Below are 19,211 nucleotides of genomic sequence, written 5' to 3'. Positions count from 1 at the left end.
GAACACGACGTGCCCGCCGATCCCACCCAATCCGCCCCCCGCGACCCCGATGCGCCGATGACCTCCCGCGAGCGGCGCGGCATGGCCGCCATTCTGCTGGCCGTCGCGCTGGCGACACTCGATACCGCCATCGCGAATACGGCGCTGCCCGCCATCGCCGCCGATCTCGGCTCGACGCCCGCGGCCTCCGTCTGGATCATCAACGCGTATCAGCTCGCGATGGTCGCCACGCTGCTGCCGTTCGCGGCGCTCGGTGGCATCGTCGGGCATCGGCGCGTTTATCTGGGCGGCCTTGTCGTGTTCACGATCGCATCCGCGATATGCGCGTTCTCGTGGTCGCTGCCGACGCTCGTCGCCGCGCGCCTGCTTCAAGGGCTCGGCGCGAGCGCGATCATGAGCGTCAATACGGCACTCATCAGCGCGCTGTTTCCGCTGCACCGGCTCGGGCGCGGCGTGGGACTGAACGCGCTGATTGTCGGCATTGCGTTCGCGGTCGGGCCGACGGTGGCGTCCATCGTGCTGTCGCTCGGGACGTGGCCGTGGCTCTTCGCGGTGAATCTGCCGGTCGGCGTGCTCGCGCTTTTTATCGCGTGGCCCGCGCTGCCGCAGACGAAGCGCAGCGCGCACGGCTTCGATCGCGTGGCGGCGGCGCTCAACGTCGTCACGTTCGCGTCGCTGATTTTTGCGCTCGGGGAAGCGGCGCAGCGGGCGCCATCGCACACGGTGCTCGCGGCGCTGGCCGTTGCGCTCGTCGCGGGCGCGCTGATGCTTCGACGCGAGCGCGGCCATCCCGCGCCGATGCTGCCCGTCGATCTGTTTCGACGCCCGATGTTCGCGCTCTCGACGATGACCGCCGTCTGCTCGTTCGCCGCGCAAGGGCTCGCGTTCGTGTCGCTGCCGTTCTACTTCGAGACCGTCCTCGGCCGCACGCAGGTGGAAACCGGCTTCCTGATGACGCCGTGGTCGGTGCTCGTCGCGTTGATGGCGCCCATCGCGGGGCGCTTGTCTGACCGCTACGCGCCGGGTCTGCTCGGCGGCATCGGGCTCGCCATTCTGTGCGCGGGCATGGTGTCGCTTGCGGCGCTGCCCGCGAATCCGCATGCGCTGGATATCTGCATTCGCATGTCGATTTGTGGCGCGGGCTTCGGCTTCTTTCAGTCGCCGAACTTGAAGGCGTTCATGGCCAGCGCGCCGCGCGAGCGAAGCGGCGGTGCGAGCGGCGTGGTCGCCACCGCGCGGCTCGTCGGTCAGGCGACGGGCGCGGCGCTCGTTGCGCTGTGCTTCGGCATCGCGGGAAAGCACGGTCCGGCGCTCGCGCTTTCGCTTGGCGCGGGGTTCGCGGGGGCGGCAAGCGTCGCGAGCGGGTTAAGGCTGGTGACGCGTGATGCCGGCTCGGCGGCGGGGATGGCGCGGGAGTGAGTTGGAGCCCGCCGCTCAAATCCGCCGCACCTTCACCTTGCGCCCCTTCAGCTTCCCGGCGCCGAGCCTGCGGATGGCGTCATCGGCAATGCCGCGCTCTACCGCCACATAAGTCACCATATCCATCACGTTGATCTTGCCGATCTGCGCGCCGTCGAAACCCGCTTCGCCGGTCAGCGCCCCGAGCACGTCGCCCGGGCGGATCTTGTCCTTGCGTCCGCCGAGAATCTGCAACGTGGCCATCGGCGGCTTCAGATGCCCCGGTTCCGCCGACGTCAATTCCGACAGCGGATGCCACTCTACTTCCGCGCGCTGCGCTTCTTCGATCGCGCCCACGCGCCCCATTTCATCCATGCTCGCGAGCGACAGCGCCCAGCCCTCCTCGCCCGCGCGCCCCGTGCGGCCGATGCGATGCACATGCACTTCCGGGTCCGGCGTCACGTCGACGTTGATGACCGCTTCCAGTTGCGCGATGTCGAGCCCGCGCGCCGCCACGTCGGTCGCGACGAGCACTGAACAGCTGCGATTGGCGAACTGCACGAGCACCTGATCGCGTTCGCGCTGCTCCAGCTCGCCATGCAACGTGAGCGCCTCGAATCCTTGCGCGCGCAACACGTCGAGCAAGTCGCGGCACTGCTGCTTGGTATTGCAAAACGCGAGCGTGCTCACCGGACGATAGTGATCCAGCAGCAGCCCGACCGCATGCAGCCGTTCGTGATCTTCCACCTGATAGAACCGCTGCTTGATCTTGGCATTGCTGTGCTGCTCGGTGAGCTTGATCTCGCGCGGATTGCGCAGAAACTGCTGGCTCAGCTTCGCGATGCCTTCGGGATACGTCGCGGAAAAGAGCAGCGTCTGCCGGTCCTTCGGGCACTGTCGCGCGACGGACGCGATATCGTCGAAGAAGCCCATGTCGAGCATGCGGTCGGCTTCATCGAGGACGAGCGTGCGGACTGCGGCGAGCGAAAGCGTTTCGCGCTGCAGATGATCCATGATGCGCCCCGGCGTTCCCACGACGATATGCGCGCCGTGCTCGAGACTCGCGATCTGCGGACGCATGGGCGTTCCGCCGCACAGCGTCAGCACCTTCACGTTTTCTTCCGCGCGCGCGAGGCGGCGGATTTCCTGCGTGACCTGATCGGCGAGTTCGCGCGTCGGACAGAGCACGAGCGCCTGCACGGCGAACTGCTTCGCATCGAGCCGCGCGAGCAGCGGCAAAGTGAAGGCGGCGGTCTTGCCGCTGCCGGTTTTCGCCTGCGCGATGAGGTCGTGCCCGGCAAGCGCATGCGGCAGACTGGCGGCCTGAATCGGCGTCATCGACGTGTAGCCGAGTTGTTGCAGGTTCGCCTGCATCGCGGGGGCGAGCGGCAGGTTCGCGAAGGAAGTGTCGGTGGTCATGGCGTTAATGCGAGCCTCGCGGCGGGATGTCGCTGACTTGTTCGTAGGAGACGGCGCCCTCCGGCGACTCGTGGCGCATCACGTAATTACGCGCGCCGCACATCGGGCAGCGGAACAGCAGACCTTGGCCTTCGTTTTTGATGACGACGTCCGAGGGCTGCCATTCTGCTTGGCAGGACTGGTTTCGGCAGGTGAACATGGGGGAAGTTCTCTTGATTGCGATGCGCGCGGGTGGGCCCGCGCGTGATGGATTGGCTCGAAGCCGAAGTGTACGCGGGTTGCGGCGGCGGCTTCGGGGATTAGAGGGGGCGCGGTTGTCCGCGGAAGACTTGGGAGCGATGCCAGGCGACGAACTGGCTCGACGGGTGATGTTCCGCTCTGACCGGCGCGTTGAGTCGACTGCCGTGATGCCGCAGCAAGACGTGATCGAACTGCTCGGTGCCGTGCGCTTCCTCGGAGACCAGCACGCGACGCTCATCGCCGAGCGTGAAAGCGCCGATATCGAAGAGCCTGTGATGCAGGCAGCACAGCGCGATGCCGTTTTCGACGACGTCGGGTCCTTCGAACTGGAACCATTTAATGTGCGCGGCTTCTAGGCCGATTGTGCGGTTGCTGATGCGCATGTCGAGATTGCACAGCGCGCAGCGGTACTGGTACGCCCTGAGTACGTCGTCGCGAAAGTCTGGACTGCGACGCGTTCTAGCTGTCAGCGGCGCGTGAAGCGTCAGGCCGACCGCGGCGAGAATGTCCTCGTGCATGCTGTCGGGAAAATGCGCGTCGAGTAATATGCGCGCAACGTCGCGGATGGCTTGCGGATCGCTGTCGAAGGTGCGTTGGACGTCATCGGAGAATTGGCCGGTTGCGTCGATGCTGCGCAACTGCGTCTTCGTCAGCGCCGCGTTGGACGCGGGGCCACCCACCGAGCCGTGCGCCGCGACGCGCCACACGTCGTCGCTTTGCAGGCGAAGAAACGGCATCTCCGGATACAGCGTGCGCCGCCACGGGCCGAACTCCCGCAGGAGTTCGTTCAGCTTGCTTTCGTACTGGTTGAACGGCACCTCGCGGACTCCGCGGCTGTACAAGCCGAGCGCGAGCAATGCCAGTAATGGCTTGTGAGGCGCGCGCTCGTCACCGCGTTGCCAAACCTTCAACGCCTCGAAGCGCTGAAGGATGTCGGGCGGGTGACGGCGCTGCATGGTTGCCTTAATGCAAGCGGGCGGCTTGAGCGCCCCCATTCCCCTCAAACATCAATATTCCCCGCCCGCAACGCATTACTCTCGATAAACGCCCGACGCGGCTCCACATCATCGCCCATGAGCGTGGTGAAGATGCCATCCGCCGCGATCGCGTCTTCGATCTGCACGCGCAGCAGCCGCCGCACGTTCGGATCCATCGTCGTTTCCCAAAGCTGCTCGGGATTCATCTCCCCGAGCCCCTTATAGCGCTGCTTCGACACGTTGCGTTCCGCATCCGCGATCAGCCACTTCATTGCGCTCTTGAAGTCGGACACGGCCATCGACCGCTCGCCGCGCTTGATCAACGCGCCTCCGCCGATCAAGCCTTTGAACGTATCCGCCGTCGAAACCAGTTGCTTATAGTCAGCGGTCAGTTGCAGGTCTTCGTCGAACACGGAAACCTTCACGTTGCCGTGATGGCGCCGCTTGATATGCAGCGAGCGTACTTCGCGCACCTGATCGTAGGCCGGCTCCACCGTGACTTCCGGCTTCAGCGGATCGGCGCGCAGCCGGGCCTCGAGCGCCTTCGCCGATGCAGCCGCCGCTTCTTCCGTCGACAGATCGATCACGACGCCATCCATCACGGCTTCCAGCGCGGCCGCGTCGTAGATGCGGCTGATGCGATCCACCACCGCCTGCGCCAGCAGATACGCACGCGCCAGTTCGCCGAGCGCATCGCCCGAGATCGGGTCCGCGCCTTCGCTCGGAATCAGTTCGGAACCCTGTAGCGCGAGCTTCAGCATGTGCTGGTTGAGCTCGTGCGCGTCCTTCATATACCGCTCGTCCTTGCCCGCCTTGATCTTGTAAAGCGGCGGCTGCGCGATATAGATATACCCGCGCTCGACGATCTCCGGCATCTGCCGGTAGAAGAACGTCAGCAAGAGCGTGCGGATGTGCGCGCCGTCCACGTCCGCATCCGTCATGATGATGATGCGGTGATAGCGCAGCTTGTCGAGGTTGTAATCGTCCTTGCCGATGCCGCAGCCAAGCGCCGTCACGAGCGTCACGATCTGCTCCGACGAGATCAGCTTGTCGAAGCGCGCCTTCTCCACGTTCAGCACCTTGCCGCGCAGCGGAAGAATCGCCTGGAACTTGCGGTCGCGTCCCTGCTTCGCCGATCCACCCGCCGAGTCGCCCTCGACGATATAGATCTCCGACTTCGCCGGGTCCTTCTCCTGGCAGTCCGCGAGCTTGCCCGGCAGGCCGATGCCGTCGAGCACGCCCTTGCGCCGCGTCATCTCGCGCGCCTTGCGGGCCGCATCGCGCGCACGCGCGGCATCGACGATCTTGCTCGTGATGATCTTCGCGTCGTTCGGCGTTTCCTGCAGGTAGTCTTCCAGCGCCTTCGCGACGATTTCTTCGACCGGCGCCCGCACTTCCGACGACACCAGCTTGTCCTTCGTCTGCGAGCTGAACTTCGGCTCGGGCACCTTCACCGAGAGCACGCAGGACAAGCCTTCGCGCATGTCGTCGCCGGTGGTTTCCACCTTCGCCTTCTTCGCGATGTCGTTGTCCGTGATGTACTTGTTGATGACGCGCGTCATCGCCGCGCGCAGGCCGGTCAGGTGCGTGCCGCCGTCGCGCTGCGGAATGTTGTTCGTGAAGCAGAGCACGCTTTCATTGAAGCTGTCGTTCCACTGCATGGCCACTTCGACGGTCACGTTCTCGCGCTCGCCGGTCGCGTGGAACACGGTCGGATGCAGCACCTGCTTCTGCTTGTTGATGTATTCGACGAAGCCCTTGACGCCGCCCGCGAACGCAAAGTCGTCTTCCTTGCCGGTGCGCAGGTCCGTGAGCCGGATGCGTACGCCGTTGTTCAGGAAGGACAGTTCGCGCATGCGCTTGGCGAGAATGTCGTAGTGGAATTCGACGTTGCCGAAAATCGTCGCGTCCGCGAGGAAGTGAACTTCCGTGCCGCGCTTTTCGGTGTCGCCGACGACGGGCATCGGCGAATACTGCACGCCGTCTTCCTCGACGATCTCGCGGTTCTGCACGACGCCGCGCGCGAATTCCATGAAGTGCTTCTTGCCGTCGCGGCGCACGGTGAGGCGCAGCCATTCGGACAGCGCGTTCACGCACGAGACGCCCACGCCATGCAGGCCGCCCGACACCTTGTAGCTGTTCTGGTCGAACTTGCCGCCCGCGTGCAGTTCCGTCATCACGATCTCGGCGGCGCTGCGCTTCGGGTCGTGCTTGTCGTCGCGCTTCAGGCCCGTGGGCACGCCGCGGCCGTTGTCCGTCACGGAGATGGAGTTGTCCGCGTGAATCGTCACGTGGATGTCGTCGCAGTAGCCGGCCAGCGCCTCGTCGATGGAGTTGTCCAGCACTTCGAACACGAGGTGATGCAGACCGGTGCCATCCGACGTATCGCCGATATACATGCCCGGACGCTTGCGCACCGCCTCCAGCCCTTCGAGGATCTGAATGGAGGATGCGCCGTAGCTGTTGTCGGGTTGCGAATGTGTGTTTTCAGTCATGGATTTCTTCCGGTTCTGCGTCACTGCTTCGACACTACTTCGATAACTGCTCGTAAATGCTCGAACTTTTCAAAACACCTTAAAAACGCCAAAGGGGCGCGCCGCCCCTTGGAGTGTGATCGGTGTCGTACGCGTCAGATGCGCATCGGCATCACCACGTATTTGAATTCCTCGTTCTCCGGAATGGTGATCAGCGCGCTGGAATTCGCGTCGCCGAGCGCCACCTGGAGCGTGTCGACCTTCAGATTCGCGAGCACGTCGAGCAGATACGTGACGTTGAATCCGATATCGACGGTATCGCCCTGATACGCGATTTCGAGTTCTTCTTGCGCCTCTTCCTGGTCCGCGTTCGTGGACATGATCTTGAGCTGGCCCGGTTCGACGAGGCAGCGCACGCCCTTGAACTTGTCCGAAGTCAGAATGGCCGCGCGCTGGAGCGAACGCTGCAACTCTTCGCGGCCGATCTCGAACGTGTTCTTGTGCGACTTCGGAATCACGCGCTGGAAGTCGGGGAACTTGCCTTCGACGAGCTTCGACACCAGTTCCACCTGACCAAAGGTGAACTTCACCTGCGTCGCGACGATGTCGATTTTCAGCGTGTCGTCGATGTCTTCCAGCAAGCGCTGCAATTCGAGAATGGTCTTGCGCGGAATGATGACTTCCTGACGCGGGAACGCGCCTTCGATCTTCATGGACGAGAACGCGAGGCGGTGGCCGTCCGTGGCGACCGCCATCAGCTGGTCGCCGTCCACCACCAGCAGCATGCCGTTCAGGTAATAGCGGATGTCCTGCTGGGCCATCGCGAAATACACCATGCCGAGCAGCTGGCGGAACGTCTTTTGGGGAACCGACAGGCTCGCGCCGAAGTCAGTAGCCTGGTTGACCGTGGGGAACTCGTCTGCGGCGAGCGTCTGCAAGTTGAAGCGGCTCTTGCCCGAGCGCACGGTGAGGCGCTTGTCGGAGAGGTCGAGCGCGACTTCGCCGACGGGCATGGCGCGCAGGATGTCGAGCAGCTTGCGCGCGGCGACGGTGGTGGCGACCTGATCGCCGCCGACGCCGAAATCGGCGCGCGTGGTGATCTGAAGTTCGAGGTCCGTCGAAAGGAACGACACGTCCGCGCCGTTCTTGGTGATGAGCAGATTGGCGAGGATCGGCAACGTATGGCGGCGTTCTACGATACCGCTCACGGTTTGCAGCGGCCTTAGAAGATTATCTCGTTCGGTCTTGACCAGTTGCATAGAGTTCCTTCATTGATGTGACGGCCTGTCCGGGCGGTTCGCCACCGTAGCGCCACTGTTCGCCCGCCGGACAACCTCGTAACACGCGTTGCCGGCCCCCCGCCGGTCACTCGCGAAAGCTTGCGCTTCAGAACCGTCCAGGCCAGCGGACGGCAAACCTGTATTGTGCCTGAAAACAGCACGGCTCCCTAGAAATTGGGGGCGTTTTCGCCAATAAACAGGCTTGCGCGCGCAACAATCGACGCCTGCCGCCGCGCGCCGCCCGGCGGCTCTCGTCAGCCCTTCAGCGTCTGTTCCAGCACGTGCAGTTCGTGGTTCAGCTGCGCGTCGTTGCCGCGCTCGGCGGCGATCTTGCGCACCGCGTGCAGCACGGTCGTGTGGTCGCGGCCGCCGAATAGTTCGCCGATTTCGGGCAGGCTTTTCTGCGTCAGTTCCTTCGCCAGATACATGGCAATCTGACGCGGACGCGCGATATTGGCCGGCCGCTTTTTCGAGTACATGTCGGCGACCTTGATGTTGTAGAAATCCGCGACCGTCTTCTGGATGTTCTCGACCGAGATCTGCCGGTTCTGCACCGTCAGCAGGTCTTTGAGCGCCTCTTTGGTCAGCTCGATGGTGATGTCGCGGCCGTGAAACTTCGAGTACGCGAGAATCTTGCGCAGAGCGCCTTCCAGTTCGCGCACGTTCGAGCGCAAATGCTTGGCGACGAAGAACGCCACATCTTCCGACAGGCTCACGCCTTCGGAAATCGCCTTGCGCATCAGGATGGCGACGCGCATCTCGAGTTCCGGCGGCTCGATGGCGACCGTCAAACCGGAGTCGAAGCGCGAGATCAGGCGATCGTCGATACCGGAGATTTCCTTCGGATACGTGTCGCTCGTGATGATGACCTGCGCCTTGTTGGCGACGAGCGCCTCGAACGCATAGAAGAATTCTTCCTGCGTGCGCGACTTGCCCGAGAAGAACTGGATATCGTCGATCAGCAGCAGGTCGAGCGAGTGGTAGTAGCGCTTGAAGTCGTCGAACGCCTTGCGCTGGTACGCCTTCACCACGTCGGACACGTACTGCTCCGCATGAATGTAGCGGATGCGCGCGCCGGCCTTGTCCATCAGCAGTTGATTGCCGATGGCGTGGATCAGGTGTGTCTTGCCGAGGCCCACGCCGCCATACAGAAAGAGCGGGTTGTACGAGATGCCCGGGTTGTCCGCGACCTGAATGGCCGCCGCGCGGGCAAGCTGGTTCGCCTTGCCGGTCACGAAGTTGTCGAACGTGAGCACCGGATTGAGCTTCGAACGTTCGTAGGCGGAATCGGTTTCACCGCCCGCCGACGGCGCGCCGCCCGGCCGCCACGTGCGCCGGCCAGCGGCGGCTTCGTTCGCGTCGAGGCTCGGGAGATCGAGGTCGACCTGTTCTTCGTGCGTGGCCTGCGCCTGCTGCGCGGCTTCGGCGGCAAGCGCGTTGACGTGCGCCGTCGCGTTCGCGTGCGCCACCACCGAAGGCGCGGCGGGCGCCGCCGCCGGCGCAGGCGGCCGCGGCGGCGTGACACTCACGCGCGGCGCGGCGTTCGGCGCGCCGCCGACGGCGCTGCGAGCGGTCGCTTTCGGATCGAGAACGAATTGCACGTCGATGGGCGCGCTGAAGAACTCGCGCGCCACGTCCGCGATGCGTCCGGAAAACTGGCTCTTCACCCAGTCGAGCTTGAAGCGGTTCGGCGCGGCGATGCGCAGCGTGCTCGCGTCGGCATCGAAGTCGACCGGGGTCAGCGGCTTGATCCACGTGACGTACTGCTGAGGCGTGAGCTCGCGCTCCAGCAGTGCGGAACAGTGTTCCCAGAAATCGTTCATCGAGTGCGGTCGTTATGGTTGCTGCGCGCCACCTGCGGCCATGCTTGCCGAATGCGTCCACTTACGTCGGATGGTTCGGCAAGTCCCGGCACGGCCAAGCAGGCATGCTCCGGAGGCTTACGCCGCAAGGGTTTGCAGGCGAACGGCGGGCCGAAGCAGCGGGCGGATATTTGCGAGTAAGGCGAGATTCTAACGCCAAACCCTCGCGGCGCGCGAGTTATCCACAGGGTCAAATCACCGCGCCGAAAGAGGGCGAAACACGCGGGTTGCACCGTCGATGGGCGCTAAACTATTGACGGTCAATAGGAAAACGGTTTAAATAGCGGGTTCCGCGAAAACAGAATTCCTGAACCTCCGGCCATCGTGCTTGCAGTGACCACACTGGAGCCAAGCCCGCGCGGTCATTCAACTCAAGTGAGAGCACCATGAAACGTACTTACCAACCTTCCGTGACGCGCCGCAAGCGCACCCATGGCTTCCGCGTTCGCATGAAGACCGCTGGCGGCCGCAAGGTCATCAACGCTCGCCGCGCGAAGGGCCGCAAGCGCCTGGCCATCTAAGACAGGCACGGTGCTGCTCGCAGCCGCGTCGCGTTCGGAGACGGATGCATCGGAAGGTGGCGAGCCGCTTGCCGAGCGCCGCACAGAAGTCTTGAAACAGGACATCGTCGAGTTGCCGGCGTCGGCCGCGTTCCCCAAGGCCGCAAGGCTGCTGAAAACGGATGAGTTCTCATCCGTTTTTCGTTTGCGCCCCTGGCGGCGTTCGCCACACTTCGTTCTGTACGGCAAGCCCACGGGCAACGAAGCGCGGCTCGGGCTCGTCATCGGTAAAAAGCAGGCGCCGCGCGCCGTCACGCGCAATCTGATCAAGCGGCTTGCGCGCGAAGCGTTCCGGCTGCGTCGCGAAGAGTTGCGCGGATTCGACATCCTCGTGCGGCTGCACGCAAAAATCGACCGCAAGGCGATGCCGAGCGCCAGTTCGCCGCCGCTCGGCGCGCTGTGCCGCGGCGAGCTGGAAGTACTTTTCGACCGTGCCGTGCGCGAAGCAGCGCGCCGCGCGGCCGAACCCGTGGCGGCGCCGCCATCTGCGCCCGCCGTCGACGATTCATCCGGCCCTTCCGGGTCATGAAGCGCGGGCCGCGTCGGTTTGCCTCTCACCGCAAACCGGGCGCGCAGCGCGAAGCTTATGCAAACGGCACTCATCGCGTTGTTGCGCTTCTACAAGGTTGCGATCAGTCCCCTGCTCGGCAACCGGTGCCGCTTTTACCCTTCCTGTTCCGACTACGCGCGCGAGGCAATCCAGTATCATGGCGCCGCGCATGGCACGTATCTCGCCGCAAAACGGCTCTGCCGCTGCCATCCCTTTTCGGCGGGCGGCGTCGATCTCGTGCCGACACCGTCCCGTGGCTCCGGTTCTCCATCCGCTTCCAATCAGGCGGATAGCCCGGCTGCAGGTTCCGCCCAAGAAAAGCATTCACCACTAAACGGCGCAAAAGCGCTTACCGATCGACACTGAGACAACGCATGGATATCAAACGCACCGTCCTATGGGTCATCTTCTTCGTGTCAGTTGTCATGCTGTTCGACAACTGGCAGCGCGACCATGGGCGCCCGTCGATGTTCTTCCCGAGCGCGACGCAGCCGGCCAAGACCGCCAGCAATCCGGCACCGGGCTCGGCCACGCCGGGCGCGCAGCCTTCCGAACTGACGAACGCGCCGGCAGGCGCGGCGCCGGGCACCTCGACGCCGCCCGCCACGGCGGCTTCGCAGCTCGTCAAGTTCACGACGGACGTGTATTCCGGTGAGATTGACACGCGCGGCGGCACGCTCTCGAAGCTCTCGCTGCTGAAGGAAGGCGACGGCAAGCAGCCCGACCTCTACATCACGCTCTTCGATCACACCGCGAACCACACGTATCTCGCGCGCACCGGTCTGCTCGGCGGCGACTTCCCGAATCACAACGACGTCTTCACGGCGGTGCCGGGCCAGACGTCGCTGTCGGGCGACGCGAAAACGCTGACGCTCGCGTTCGAATCGCCGGTGAAGGGCGGCGTGAAGGTCGTGAAGACGTACACGTTCACGCGCGGCAGCTACGTGATCAACGTCGATACGAAGATCGAGAACGTCGGCAATGCGCCGGTCACGCCGAAGCTCTACATGGAACTCGTGCGCGACAACACGCCGGTCGAGACGCCGCGCTTCTCGCACACGTTCATCGGGCCGGCTGTCTATACCGATCAGAAGCACTTCCAGAAGATCGATTTCAGCGACATCGACAAGAACAAGGCCACGTTCGAGCCGTCCGCGAACAACGGCTGGATCGCGATGGTGCAGCACTACTTCGCGTCCGCGTGGATTCCGAAGGAAGGCGCGCAGCGCGATATCTACGTCCAGAAGATCGACCCGAACCTGTACCGCGTTGGCGTGCAGCAGCCGGTGCAGACCATCGCGCCGGGACAAAGCGTGACGGTCGATGCGCGTCTTTTCGCCGGGCCGGAAGAAGAGCGCATGCTCGAGGGCATCGCGCCGGGTCTGGAGCTGGTGAAGGACTACGGCATGGTGACGATCATCGCCAAGCCGCTTTTCTGGCTGCTCGAAAAGATCCACGGTTTCGTCGGCAACTGGGGCTGGGCGATCGTGCTGCTGACGCTGCTGATCAAGGCCGTGTTCTTCCCGCTGTCGGCGGCGAGCTACAAGTCGATGGCGCGCATGAAGGAGATCACGCCGCGCATGCAGCAGATTCGCGAGCGCTTCAAGAGCGATCCGCAGAAGATGAACGCGCAGTTGATGGAGCTGTACAAGACCGAGAAGGTGAATCCGTTCGGCGGCTGTCTGCCCGTGGTGATCCAGATTCCGGTGTTCATCTCGCTGTACTGGGTGCTGCTGTCGTCGGTGGAAATGCGCGGCGCGCCGTGGATCGGCTGGATTCATGATCTGTCGCAGCAAGACCCGTATTTCATCCTGCCGGTGCTGATGGCCGTGTCCATGTTCCTTCAAACGAAGCTGAACCCGACGCCGCCGGACCCCGTGCAAGCCAAGATGATGATGTTCATGCCGATCGCGTTCTCGGTCATGTTCTTCTTCTTCCCGGCGGGTCTCGTGCTGTATTACGTGGTGAACAACGTGCTGTCGATCGCGCAGCAGTACTACATCACGCGGATGATGGGACAGCGTAAGAAGAAGGTGGCTTGAGGTTTTTGGCTGCTGGTTTGGATGGGAAAACGCCCGGCTTTGCCGGGCGTTTTTGTTTGGCGCTGTCGAAGGTCGGCTACCGCTCCGCTTCTTTCACGGCTTCTTCTTTGGTTGCGATGCGCTCCCGGACAGATGGTCGCCGAGTCGTTCATCTAGCCGGTTCAGCTTAGCCAGAACTAGGTACGCGGCGGCTGTTGCCTCCCGAATATCGCGACGAAAAGCGTCCTCGTGCTCATAGCCTTGAAACGCCGGTACGGTTTCAGCCGCCTCCAGCCGGGTTGAGACATATGGCGTGATGTCCTCACCGTCCAACAGCATCGTTCCCCGGTGGCCGAGGAGCATGGCCAACGACGTCCGATTCTTTCCCCGCGGCATCGTCTTCGCATCGAACCAGTTTTTCACGGTCGTAGCCGTTACGCTCGCGTCCGGGTCCGCATGCGCGAGTGCGTGAACGAGGTCGTCCGGATGTCCGACGCGGAAGAGCTTTTGCTTGAAATAGGGAACGTCACGCTGGATGGTGTCGGCCACGTCTGCGACCAGCAGCCGTAAGCCGCGCGCGAAGTCCTGTTTTGTACGATTGGTCGCCATGCAGGTAGTGTCGTGGACATTCCGGTCCGCGTCTCCAAACTCGAATTTGCGATCTCGAATTCGAATTTGTATCCGCAGCTGGACCGAGCCGAGCCCCTTGCGCCGCAAGCCTTCCCGCCATAAACGGCGCAAGATAAATCTCGCGGATCAGAATTGGAATATTTCGTCGCAGCGGACGCCGCTACCGCTTCATCGCCCCATAAAACTGGTCGATAAGCTCCTCCAGCAGATACCGATGATGCGGCGACAGCGCCTCGATCTTCGACGCAAGCTCCAACGTGTCCTCGGACGCCGGATACTTTTCGTCGCGCGCGAGCGGCTTCGGCGCAGTCTGCGCGCCGCCGCTCGGCGGCGGGCCGTAATGCAGCCAGTGGAGATCCACTTTCAGCCATTCAGCCAGTGTCTGAAGCTTGTCGCTCGTGGGGATCGAGCGCCCGGTGAGCCACTTGTGCGCGGTTTGGGGCGACACCGGCTCGCCCTGGTACCGCAGATTGAATTTGTTCGCGAGATCGGTCGCGCCTCGCATCTTCTCGGGCGACCGGGCCATGGAAAATTTGAGCCGTTCTGAGAAATCGGCCTTCTCTTGCTGTGTTGGCATGCGTTCAATTGTGCAAGGCAATCGCTGCCCATACGTCAACCAACTGCGCTAGATCTGGCGCGTATCAGACGTCGTTTATCCTGTCTGCGCGACCGAATGCTTGCCTGATGTCAGCCGTGCGACAGCTGGATGGCCATGCGAGACGCGCGTTAGCCCGCTAGTCAATCAATACGCTGCTGCACAGCGCGAACCGGAATCGTATCTTTTTTAAGATAATGCAAGAATTGTCCTAGCTGATCGGATCAATATCCCCGCGATACAATGCCGGCTCCTCCCGACGCCTCCGCTCCGACCGCCGCCATGCTGACCAACGACACCGATCCCATCGTCGCTATCGCCACCGCGCCGGGGCGCGGCGGAATCGGCGTGGTGCGGCTTTCGTTCGGGCGGGCGGGCGAGGCGGCCGCGCACCAGGCGATGCATGCGCTCTGCGGCCAGCCGCTCGCGCCGCGCCACGCGAGCTACGTGCCGTTCATCGACGGCAACGGCGAAGCGCTCGACCGCGGCATCGCGCTGTACTTTCCCGCGCCGCATTCGTACACGGGCGAGCACGTGCTGGAATTGCAGGGCCACGGCGGGCCGATCGTGCTCCAGCTCGTGCTGCAACGGGCGATCGAGGCCGGACGCGACTTCGGCCTGCGGCTCGCCGAGCCCGGCGAGTTCACGCGCCGCGCGTTTCTCAACGACAAGCTCGATCTCGCGCAGGCGGAAGCGGTCGCCGACCTGATCGAAGCGAGCACGGAAGCCGCCGCGCGTTCGGCCGGCCGCTCATTGGAAGGCGCGTTCTCGCGCGAAATTCACGCGCTCGTCGAGGAGGTGATCACGCTGCGCATGCTGGTCGAGGCGACCCTCGATTTCCCGGAAGAAGAGATCGACTTTCTTGAAGCCGCCGACGCGCGCGGCAAGCTCGCGCGTATCCGCGAACGGCTGGATCGCGTGCTCGCCGACGCGCGGCAAGGCGCGCTGCTGCGCGAGGGGATGTCGGTCGTGCTGGCGGGCCAGCCGAACGTCGGCAAATCGTCGCTGCTGAACGCGCTCGCCGGTGCGGAACTGGCAATCGTCACGCCGATTGCGGGCACCACGCGCGACAAGGTCGCCCAGACGATTCAGGTCGAGGGCATCCCGCTGCATATCATCGACACCGCCGGCTTGCGCGAGACCGAAGACGAAGTGGAGCGCATCGGCATCGAGCGCACGTGGGGCGAAATCGAGCGCGCGGACGTCGTGCTTCATTTGCTCGACGCTCGCACCGGGATGACCGCCGACGACGAGTCCATTGCTGCCCGCTTTCCGCGAGGCGTGCCGGTCGTCCGCGTGCTGAACAAAACTGATCTCGCGAGCGCACCGGCCGCCGTGCGCGAAGGCGACGACCATGCGCGCGAAGTCAACCTGTCCGCCAAGACGGGCGACGGCATCGCGCTGCTGCGCGAGCAGTTGCTGAAAATTGCCGGTTGGCAGGCCGGCGCAGAAAGCGTGTACCTCGCGCGCGAACGGCATCTTATTGCGCTGCGCGAAGCGCGTGGGCATCTCGCGCTCGCCGCGGATCACGCGAGCCAGCAATCGCAGGTGCTCGACCTCTTCGCCGAGGAATTGCGGCTCGCGCAGGACAGCCTGAACGCGATCACCGGCGAATTCACCTCCGACGATCTGCTCGGCGTCATCTTCAGCCGATTCTGCATCGGGAAGTAAAGCGGTCAAGCCGCGCGCGGCGGCCCCAATTCACGCAATTCGGCCGTGAGCTTTTCGGCTTCCTCGAGCCGTCCGTGAAATGCCGCCGGCGTGTTCTGGAACATCTCGATCGCGTACGCGCCGTCGCAAAGAGAAAGCACGAGCGTCTGCACGGCGTTGAAGCGCGGATCGAGCGCGTCCTGTCCGCGCGGCCACATGCCGGCCACCGCCCGCAGCAACAGCGTCTGCCCGGCCGCCATGCGCCTGACCTCGCGCACTTTTGCGACGAAAAGCGGCGTCGGATGCGCCGCGAAGATTGGCGTCAAATGCGCCTGGATACAGGCCCGGCCGTCGATGGCGCTGCCGTCGAAGCCGACGAGGCTGCCTCGCTCGGCAAAGCGCCCGGCCATGGCGGCGGCGTCCTGCCGGTTCCAGTCGTCCAGCAGCGCGAAATACACGCGCCGCGCGCTGGCGGTCCAATCGTCGATGCCGTTCATGCTGCCCTCTTCCAGGCCGCAGCGAACACGCCCGCGCCCATCAGCAACGCGCCGCCGGTGCGGTTCACGGCGCGCTGCACCGAAGTCTTGCGGATCGCGCGGCGCGCTCCGGATGCGAGCAGCGCATAAGCGAACGCGTTCGCCGCCGCGATGCCCACGAACGTGGCTTCCAGAATGGCGATCTGCGAGACGGACGCCGCGTGCGGATCCACGAACTGCGGCACGAAGGCGACGAAAAAAATGATGCTTTTGGGATTGAGCGTGGTGACCGCGTAGGCGTGCGCCATGATGCGGCTCGTGCGCAGCTCGCCGGCCGGCTTGACGGCATCCGTATCGACGACCGGCGCGCGCCACAGCTTCGCGCCGAGATAGAACAGATAAGCCGCGCCGATCCATTTCACAGCCATGAAAAGCTCCGCCGATGCCGCGAGCACCACGCCCAGACCAAGCATCGAAGCAGTCATCGCGGTGAGGTCGCCGAGCGCGACGCCGACCGTCGTCGCGAATGCGTATTTGCGGCCGTGACCGAGCGCGTACGAGACGACAAGCAGGACTGTCGGCCCGGGAATCGCCACGAGAATTGCCGAAGCGATTGCAAACGGCAGCCATTGAGCGAGCGTCATTCCGAATTCTCCTTGCGTAATGCCGTCGATTTATCCACGAACCGGCGTGCGTGACAATAGGCCGTTCGGCTAGCTTCCGCCACTGACCATCGGCTGCTATGCGCGTTGTCGCGGCCCGACAAGAACCGCTTCTGCGGCGCATCAAAAGCGCAGCGAGACAAATCGCCGCACTGGCCCACTGCTGTCGGTGAATTCATTTTCAATTTCACCCTTTAATCGGCCGGTTCGTCGTAAAGGTGACGGCAACTAATCTCCGGGATAAACACTGCGACATTGCGTCTTGTTGCAATCGCACACAACATATGCTTGCAACGCGACGCCGCTCATTTAGCATGAGTTCACGCAACCGGTTTTATATACGTTGCTAATGTCGCGGCTCGAGTCCGGAGGCTCTATTCATGAAGAAACGCGCCAGTGCTGTCTTCGCCGTGGTGAGCTTGTTTGTCGCGGTTTCCGCGGCGTACGCGCAGGACAACGCCATCCAGCCACAACAGACGTTCAAATTCAGGCCGAATTCGTACGGCTGCTTGTCGAAAGATAAATTCGATTCCGCGGATCAACACGCGAGAGCCGGCGAGCATCAGCAAATGCAGCAGTTCTTTGAAGGCTTCGAGTGCATATCGACGCCGGTGGAGTCGCATTTTCGCGTGCTGCGCGTGGTGGGCCACGACATCGAATTCGTGAATGCCGCCAATAGCGACACGCAAGGCATGTGGACCGCGGATCGCTTTATCGATCAGTAAGCGGTCGTATTCAACGTGCCTTAAACGGCGCGGTCGCCCGCTCGGGCTGACCGCGCGATCCGCACTTCCAATTCCACATCGATTCGCCGCACAATGTCGGGCTCATCGCGCCCGACGTGCGGCTTTCGCCGTTGCGCCGTGCCGCTTTTCAACTTCTTATGAATCGCCGGTCGCGAGCGCCGGCGTCATCGCTGCATGGCTCTGAAATCCACCATTTACAAGGCCGATCTCCAGATCGCCGACATGGACCGTCATTACTATGGCGATCACTCGTTGACCATCGCGCGGCATCCGTCCGAGACGGACGAACGCATGATGATTCGCGTCGCGGCGTTCGGTCTGTTCGCCGACGAGCGGCTCGAATTCTGCAAGGGCCTCTCGGATACCGACGAGCCCGATCTTTGGCAGAAGGACCTCACCGGCCAGATCCAGTTGTGGATCGAGGCGGGTCAGCCGGACGAACGGCGCATAGCGAAGGCCAGCGGGCGCGCGGACCGCGTGGTCGTGATCGCGTATGCGGGAAAGACGGCCGACATCTGGTGGCAGGGCGTGCGCGCGAAGGTCGAGCGACTGCAGAACGTGACGGTGTGGTCGCTCGCGGACGGCGTGGCGGAAGCGCTCGGCAAGCTGGCCGAACGGACGATGCGCCTGCAGCTGACGGTGCAGGATGGCGAGGCATCGCTCGGCAGCGCGACGGTCGACCCGGTGGCGATTCGCTGGAACGTGCTGAAGGCGCCGGGCGCGTGAGGCTTAGGCTTCCGGCGGCCCTTTGAGCTCGATCATGTTGCCTTCGGGATCGAACAGATAGAGCGACGGACCGAACCCTTCTGCGCCGTAACGCCGCGCTTCCTCGCCGATGCCCGCGCCGTGCGTCTCGAGGTGCGCGCGCAGGGCGGCGGCATCGAAGGGTGCGACGCGCAGGCACAGGTGATCCATGTTGCGGCCCGCGCCCGGCTGGCCGCTCTCCGGGCGGTCGATGGATGCGCCGACGGCGAGCAGATCGATCAGCGAGCGGCCGGCGCGCATCTGCACGAGACCGATATCGCGCTGCTCTTTCTCGACCGCGCAGCCGAGCGCGGTGCGGTAAAAGTCGATCATCACGTCGAGGTCGATGCAGCGAATCACGACGTGATCGATTTCGCGGATCTGGATGGGCATGGTGCGTTGCTCGCTCGCGAGGTGCTTGCGGAGGAGTGTACGCGGGATGTGGGGTGTGCGAGGCGCGGAAAAGACAAAGGGCTCGGTGTGGTACCGAGCCCTTGGAATTCGTGGTGGAGAGGAAGAGGATCGTATGATCTCGCTGCGGGCCGCCAGACGGGCGTAAGGCTCACCAGCGATTTTAAAATATGCCCCCAGCGAAGGGCTTTGAGCGGGATCATTCAAGTACGCCATCGAACTCCCGACCACGTCCGGTGAATCTCCGCGTACAGACCCCTTGGGCGACTGTACAGACTACCGAGGGACCAGACATATCGCAAACGTTTTTTCGAAACAAATGAAATACCGGTAGCCGGGTATGCATCGGGAAGACCCCGAAGCGATTAGCTGGGCGGCGACGACCGGCTGACACAGCGGCGATGTCGTGCGCGACGTGATGCTCGCTGCTGTCGAACAGCGCTTCGGCACGACACACAGGCCGCGCAGCCCATCGAGTGGTTGTCGGATAACGGCTCAGCCGGGCCATCGCGCCGC

Annotated in this window: 19 protein-coding genes and 1 pseudogene; 9 read left to right on the top strand and 11 right to left on the bottom strand. The window is 63.6% G+C overall.

The genetic code is table 11. The annotated features are described in order from the left end of the window. Positions 1 to 57: 57 nt before the first annotated feature. Positions 58 to 1,419: an MFS transporter gene (locus HWX53_RS01745; protein ID WP_175940564.1), complete on the top strand. Its 1,362-nt coding sequence runs from the start codon at positions 58 to 60 to the stop codon at positions 1,417 to 1,419. 15 nt (positions 1,420 to 1,434) lie between these two features. Here the strand turns inward: HWX53_RS01745 and dbpA are convergent, their stop codons facing one another. From dbpA to dnaA, 6 genes are all read right to left on the bottom strand, one after another. Then, positions 1,435 to 2,817, bottom strand: coding sequence for an ATP-dependent RNA helicase DbpA (gene dbpA, locus HWX53_RS01740; RefSeq protein WP_175938874.1), 1,383 nt, complete (start codon positions 2,815 to 2,817; stop codon positions 1,435 to 1,437). A gap of 4 nt (positions 2,818 to 2,821) precedes the next feature. Continuing rightward, positions 2,822 to 3,016, bottom strand: a complete 195-nt coding sequence (locus HWX53_RS27530; RefSeq protein ID WP_241269813.1) for a hypothetical protein — start codon at positions 3,014 to 3,016, stop codon at positions 2,822 to 2,824. Positions 3,017 to 3,116: 100 nt separating this feature from the next. Continuing rightward, the gene (locus tag HWX53_RS01735; protein ID WP_175938872.1) at positions 3,117 to 4,013 is read right to left on the bottom strand and encodes a phosphorothioated DNA-binding restriction endonuclease; all 897 of its coding nucleotides are present in this window, start codon (positions 4,011 to 4,013) and stop codon (positions 3,117 to 3,119) included. A gap of 44 nt (positions 4,014 to 4,057) precedes the next feature. After that, positions 4,058 to 6,529: a DNA topoisomerase (ATP-hydrolyzing) subunit B gene (gene gyrB / locus HWX53_RS01730; RefSeq protein ID WP_175938870.1), complete on the bottom strand. Its 2,472-nt coding sequence runs from the start codon at positions 6,527 to 6,529 to the stop codon at positions 4,058 to 4,060. A gap of 134 nt (positions 6,530 to 6,663) precedes the next feature. Beyond that, entirely contained in the window at positions 6,664 to 7,767 is a 1,104-nt protein-coding gene (gene dnaN / locus HWX53_RS01725; protein ID WP_175938868.1) for a DNA polymerase III subunit beta, read from the bottom strand. Between the two features lie 275 nt (positions 7,768 to 8,042). Then, on the bottom strand, positions 8,043 to 9,611 hold the full coding sequence (dnaA, locus tag HWX53_RS01720) for a chromosomal replication initiator protein DnaA (RefSeq protein ID WP_175938866.1): 1,569 nt from the start codon (positions 9,609 to 9,611) through the stop codon (positions 8,043 to 8,045). 425 nt (positions 9,612 to 10,036) lie between these two features. On the opposite strand from dnaA, the gene rpmH reads away from it, so the two are divergent. The 4 genes from rpmH (at position 10,037) to yidC (ending at position 12,802) form a co-directional block, all read left to right on the top strand. Next, positions 10,037 to 10,171, top strand: coding sequence for a 50S ribosomal protein L34 (gene rpmH, locus HWX53_RS01715; protein WP_004198824.1), 135 nt, complete (start codon positions 10,037 to 10,039; stop codon positions 10,169 to 10,171). Positions 10,172 to 10,262: 91 nt separating this feature from the next. After that, positions 10,263 to 10,739 (top strand): ribonuclease P protein component, encoded by a 477-nt coding sequence (gene rnpA, locus HWX53_RS01710; RefSeq protein ID WP_175940563.1) that lies wholly within the window; start codon positions 10,263 to 10,265, stop codon positions 10,737 to 10,739. 57 nt (positions 10,740 to 10,796) lie between these two features. Further along, entirely contained in the window at positions 10,797 to 11,126 is a 330-nt protein-coding gene (gene yidD / locus HWX53_RS01705; RefSeq protein ID WP_175938864.1) for a membrane protein insertion efficiency factor YidD, read from the top strand. 8 nt (positions 11,127 to 11,134) lie between these two features. Next, complete coding sequence (gene yidC, locus HWX53_RS01700; RefSeq protein ID WP_175938862.1) at positions 11,135 to 12,802, top strand: membrane protein insertase YidC; 1,668 nt, start codon at positions 11,135 to 11,137, stop codon at positions 12,800 to 12,802. A 93-nt stretch (positions 12,803 to 12,895) separates the two neighbouring features. Here the strand turns inward: yidC and HWX53_RS01695 are convergent, their stop codons facing one another. Both HWX53_RS01695 and HWX53_RS01690 read right to left on the bottom strand, forming a co-directional pair. Then, complete coding sequence (locus HWX53_RS01695) at positions 12,896 to 13,390, bottom strand: hypothetical protein (protein WP_175938860.1); 495 nt, start codon at positions 13,388 to 13,390, stop codon at positions 12,896 to 12,898. A gap of 181 nt (positions 13,391 to 13,571) precedes the next feature. Then, positions 13,572 to 13,988: a transcriptional regulator gene (locus tag HWX53_RS01690; protein ID WP_175938858.1), complete on the bottom strand. Its 417-nt coding sequence runs from the start codon at positions 13,986 to 13,988 to the stop codon at positions 13,572 to 13,574. Between the two features lie 300 nt (positions 13,989 to 14,288). Here HWX53_RS01690 and mnmE point away from each other — a divergent pair, with 300 nt between their 5' ends. Beyond that, on the top strand, positions 14,289 to 15,677 hold the full coding sequence (mnmE, locus tag HWX53_RS01685; RefSeq protein ID WP_175940562.1) for a tRNA uridine-5-carboxymethylaminomethyl(34) synthesis GTPase MnmE: 1,389 nt from the start codon (positions 14,289 to 14,291) through the stop codon (positions 15,675 to 15,677). Positions 15,678 to 15,682: 5 nt separating this feature from the next. Here the strand turns inward: mnmE and HWX53_RS01680 are convergent, their stop codons facing one another. Both HWX53_RS01680 and HWX53_RS01675 read right to left on the bottom strand, forming a co-directional pair. Continuing rightward, the gene (locus HWX53_RS01680) at positions 15,683 to 16,153 is read right to left on the bottom strand and encodes an SgcJ/EcaC family oxidoreductase (RefSeq protein WP_175938856.1); all 471 of its coding nucleotides are present in this window, start codon (positions 16,151 to 16,153) and stop codon (positions 15,683 to 15,685) included. Next, a complete protein-coding gene (locus tag HWX53_RS01675) occupies positions 16,150 to 16,776 on the bottom strand; it encodes a LysE family translocator (RefSeq protein ID WP_175938854.1) in 627 nt (208 codons plus the stop codon). Before HWX53_RS01675 ends, HWX53_RS01680 begins: the two co-directional genes overlap by 4 nt. A 398-nt stretch (positions 16,777 to 17,174) precedes the next feature. On the opposite strand from HWX53_RS01675, the gene HWX53_RS01670 reads away from it, so the two are divergent. Both HWX53_RS01670 and HWX53_RS01665 read left to right on the top strand, forming a co-directional pair. Further along, on the top strand, positions 17,175 to 17,519 hold the full coding sequence (locus HWX53_RS01670; protein ID WP_175938853.1) for a hypothetical protein: 345 nt from the start codon (positions 17,175 to 17,177) through the stop codon (positions 17,517 to 17,519). Between the two features lie 195 nt (positions 17,520 to 17,714). Next, positions 17,715 to 18,266 carry a YaeQ family protein gene (locus HWX53_RS01665; protein WP_175938850.1) on the top strand — a complete coding sequence of 184 codons (552 nt, stop codon included), beginning with the start codon at positions 17,715 to 17,717 and terminating at the stop codon, positions 18,264 to 18,266. Positions 18,267 to 18,269: 3 nt separating this feature from the next. Here the strand turns inward: HWX53_RS01665 and HWX53_RS01660 are convergent, their stop codons facing one another. Continuing rightward, positions 18,270 to 18,677, bottom strand: coding sequence for a VOC family protein (locus tag HWX53_RS01660; protein ID WP_175938848.1), 408 nt, complete (start codon positions 18,675 to 18,677; stop codon positions 18,270 to 18,272). Between the two features lie 370 nt (positions 18,678 to 19,047). Between HWX53_RS01660 and HWX53_RS01655 the strand changes: the two are divergent. After that, positions 19,048 to 19,193: pseudogene (locus HWX53_RS01655) on the top strand (IS3 family transposase); the annotation flags it as partial. Positions 19,194 to 19,211 lie beyond the last annotated feature (18 nt).

It is taken from the genome of Caballeronia sp. BCC1704, assembly GCF_902833455.1.
In the GTDB taxonomy this organism is placed as follows: domain Bacteria; phylum Pseudomonadota; class Gammaproteobacteria; order Burkholderiales; family Burkholderiaceae; genus Caballeronia.
Note: the sequence above shows the minus strand (reverse complement) of the source record. Positions and strands in the feature narration are given on the sequence as shown.

Bases quoted from the DNA above. Each gene is read 5' to 3' on its own strand.
- HWX53_RS01680 (WP_175938856.1), bottom strand. From the start codon at position 16,153: ATGAACGGCATCGACGATTGGACCGCCAGCGCGCGGCGCGTGTATTTC.
- rpmH (WP_004198824.1), top strand. From the start codon at position 10,037: ATGAAACGTACTTACCAACCTTCCGTGACGCGCCGCAAGCGCACCCAT.
- HWX53_RS01675 (WP_175938854.1), bottom strand. From the start codon at position 16,776: ATGACGCTCGCTCAATGGCTGCCGTTTGCAATCGCTTCGGCAATTCTC.
- dbpA (WP_175938874.1), bottom strand. From the start codon at position 2,817: ATGACCACCGACACTTCCTTCGCGAACCTGCCGCTCGCCCCCGCGATG.
- HWX53_RS01670 (WP_175938853.1), top strand. From the start codon at position 17,175: ATGAAGAAACGCGCCAGTGCTGTCTTCGCCGTGGTGAGCTTGTTTGTC.
- mnmE (WP_175940562.1), top strand. From the start codon at position 14,289: ATGCTGACCAACGACACCGATCCCATCGTCGCTATCGCCACCGCGCCG.
- yidD (WP_175938864.1), top strand. From the start codon at position 10,797: ATGCAAACGGCACTCATCGCGTTGTTGCGCTTCTACAAGGTTGCGATC.
- HWX53_RS01735 (WP_175938872.1), bottom strand. From the start codon at position 4,013: ATGCAGCGCCGTCACCCGCCCGACATCCTTCAGCGCTTCGAGGCGTTG.
- dnaN (WP_175938868.1), bottom strand. From the start codon at position 7,767: ATGCAACTGGTCAAGACCGAACGAGATAATCTTCTAAGGCCGCTGCAA.
- HWX53_RS01660 (WP_175938848.1), bottom strand. From the start codon at position 18,677: ATGCCCATCCAGATCCGCGAAATCGATCACGTCGTGATTCGCTGCATC.
- yidC (WP_175938862.1), top strand. From the start codon at position 11,135: ATGGATATCAAACGCACCGTCCTATGGGTCATCTTCTTCGTGTCAGTT.
- HWX53_RS01695 (WP_175938860.1), bottom strand. From the start codon at position 13,390: ATGGCGACCAATCGTACAAAACAGGACTTCGCGCGCGGCTTACGGCTG.
- dnaA (WP_175938866.1), bottom strand. From the start codon at position 9,611: ATGAACGATTTCTGGGAACACTGTTCCGCACTGCTGGAGCGCGAGCTC.
- HWX53_RS27530 (WP_241269813.1), bottom strand. From the start codon at position 3,016: ATGTTCACCTGCCGAAACCAGTCCTGCCAAGCAGAATGGCAGCCCTCG.
- HWX53_RS01665 (WP_175938850.1), top strand. From the start codon at position 17,715: ATGGCTCTGAAATCCACCATTTACAAGGCCGATCTCCAGATCGCCGAC.
- HWX53_RS01745 (WP_175940564.1), top strand. From the start codon at position 58: ATGACCTCCCGCGAGCGGCGCGGCATGGCCGCCATTCTGCTGGCCGTC.
- HWX53_RS01690 (WP_175938858.1), bottom strand. From the start codon at position 13,988: ATGCCAACACAGCAAGAGAAGGCCGATTTCTCAGAACGGCTCAAATTT.
- gyrB (WP_175938870.1), bottom strand. From the start codon at position 6,529: ATGACTGAAAACACACATTCGCAACCCGACAACAGCTACGGCGCATCC.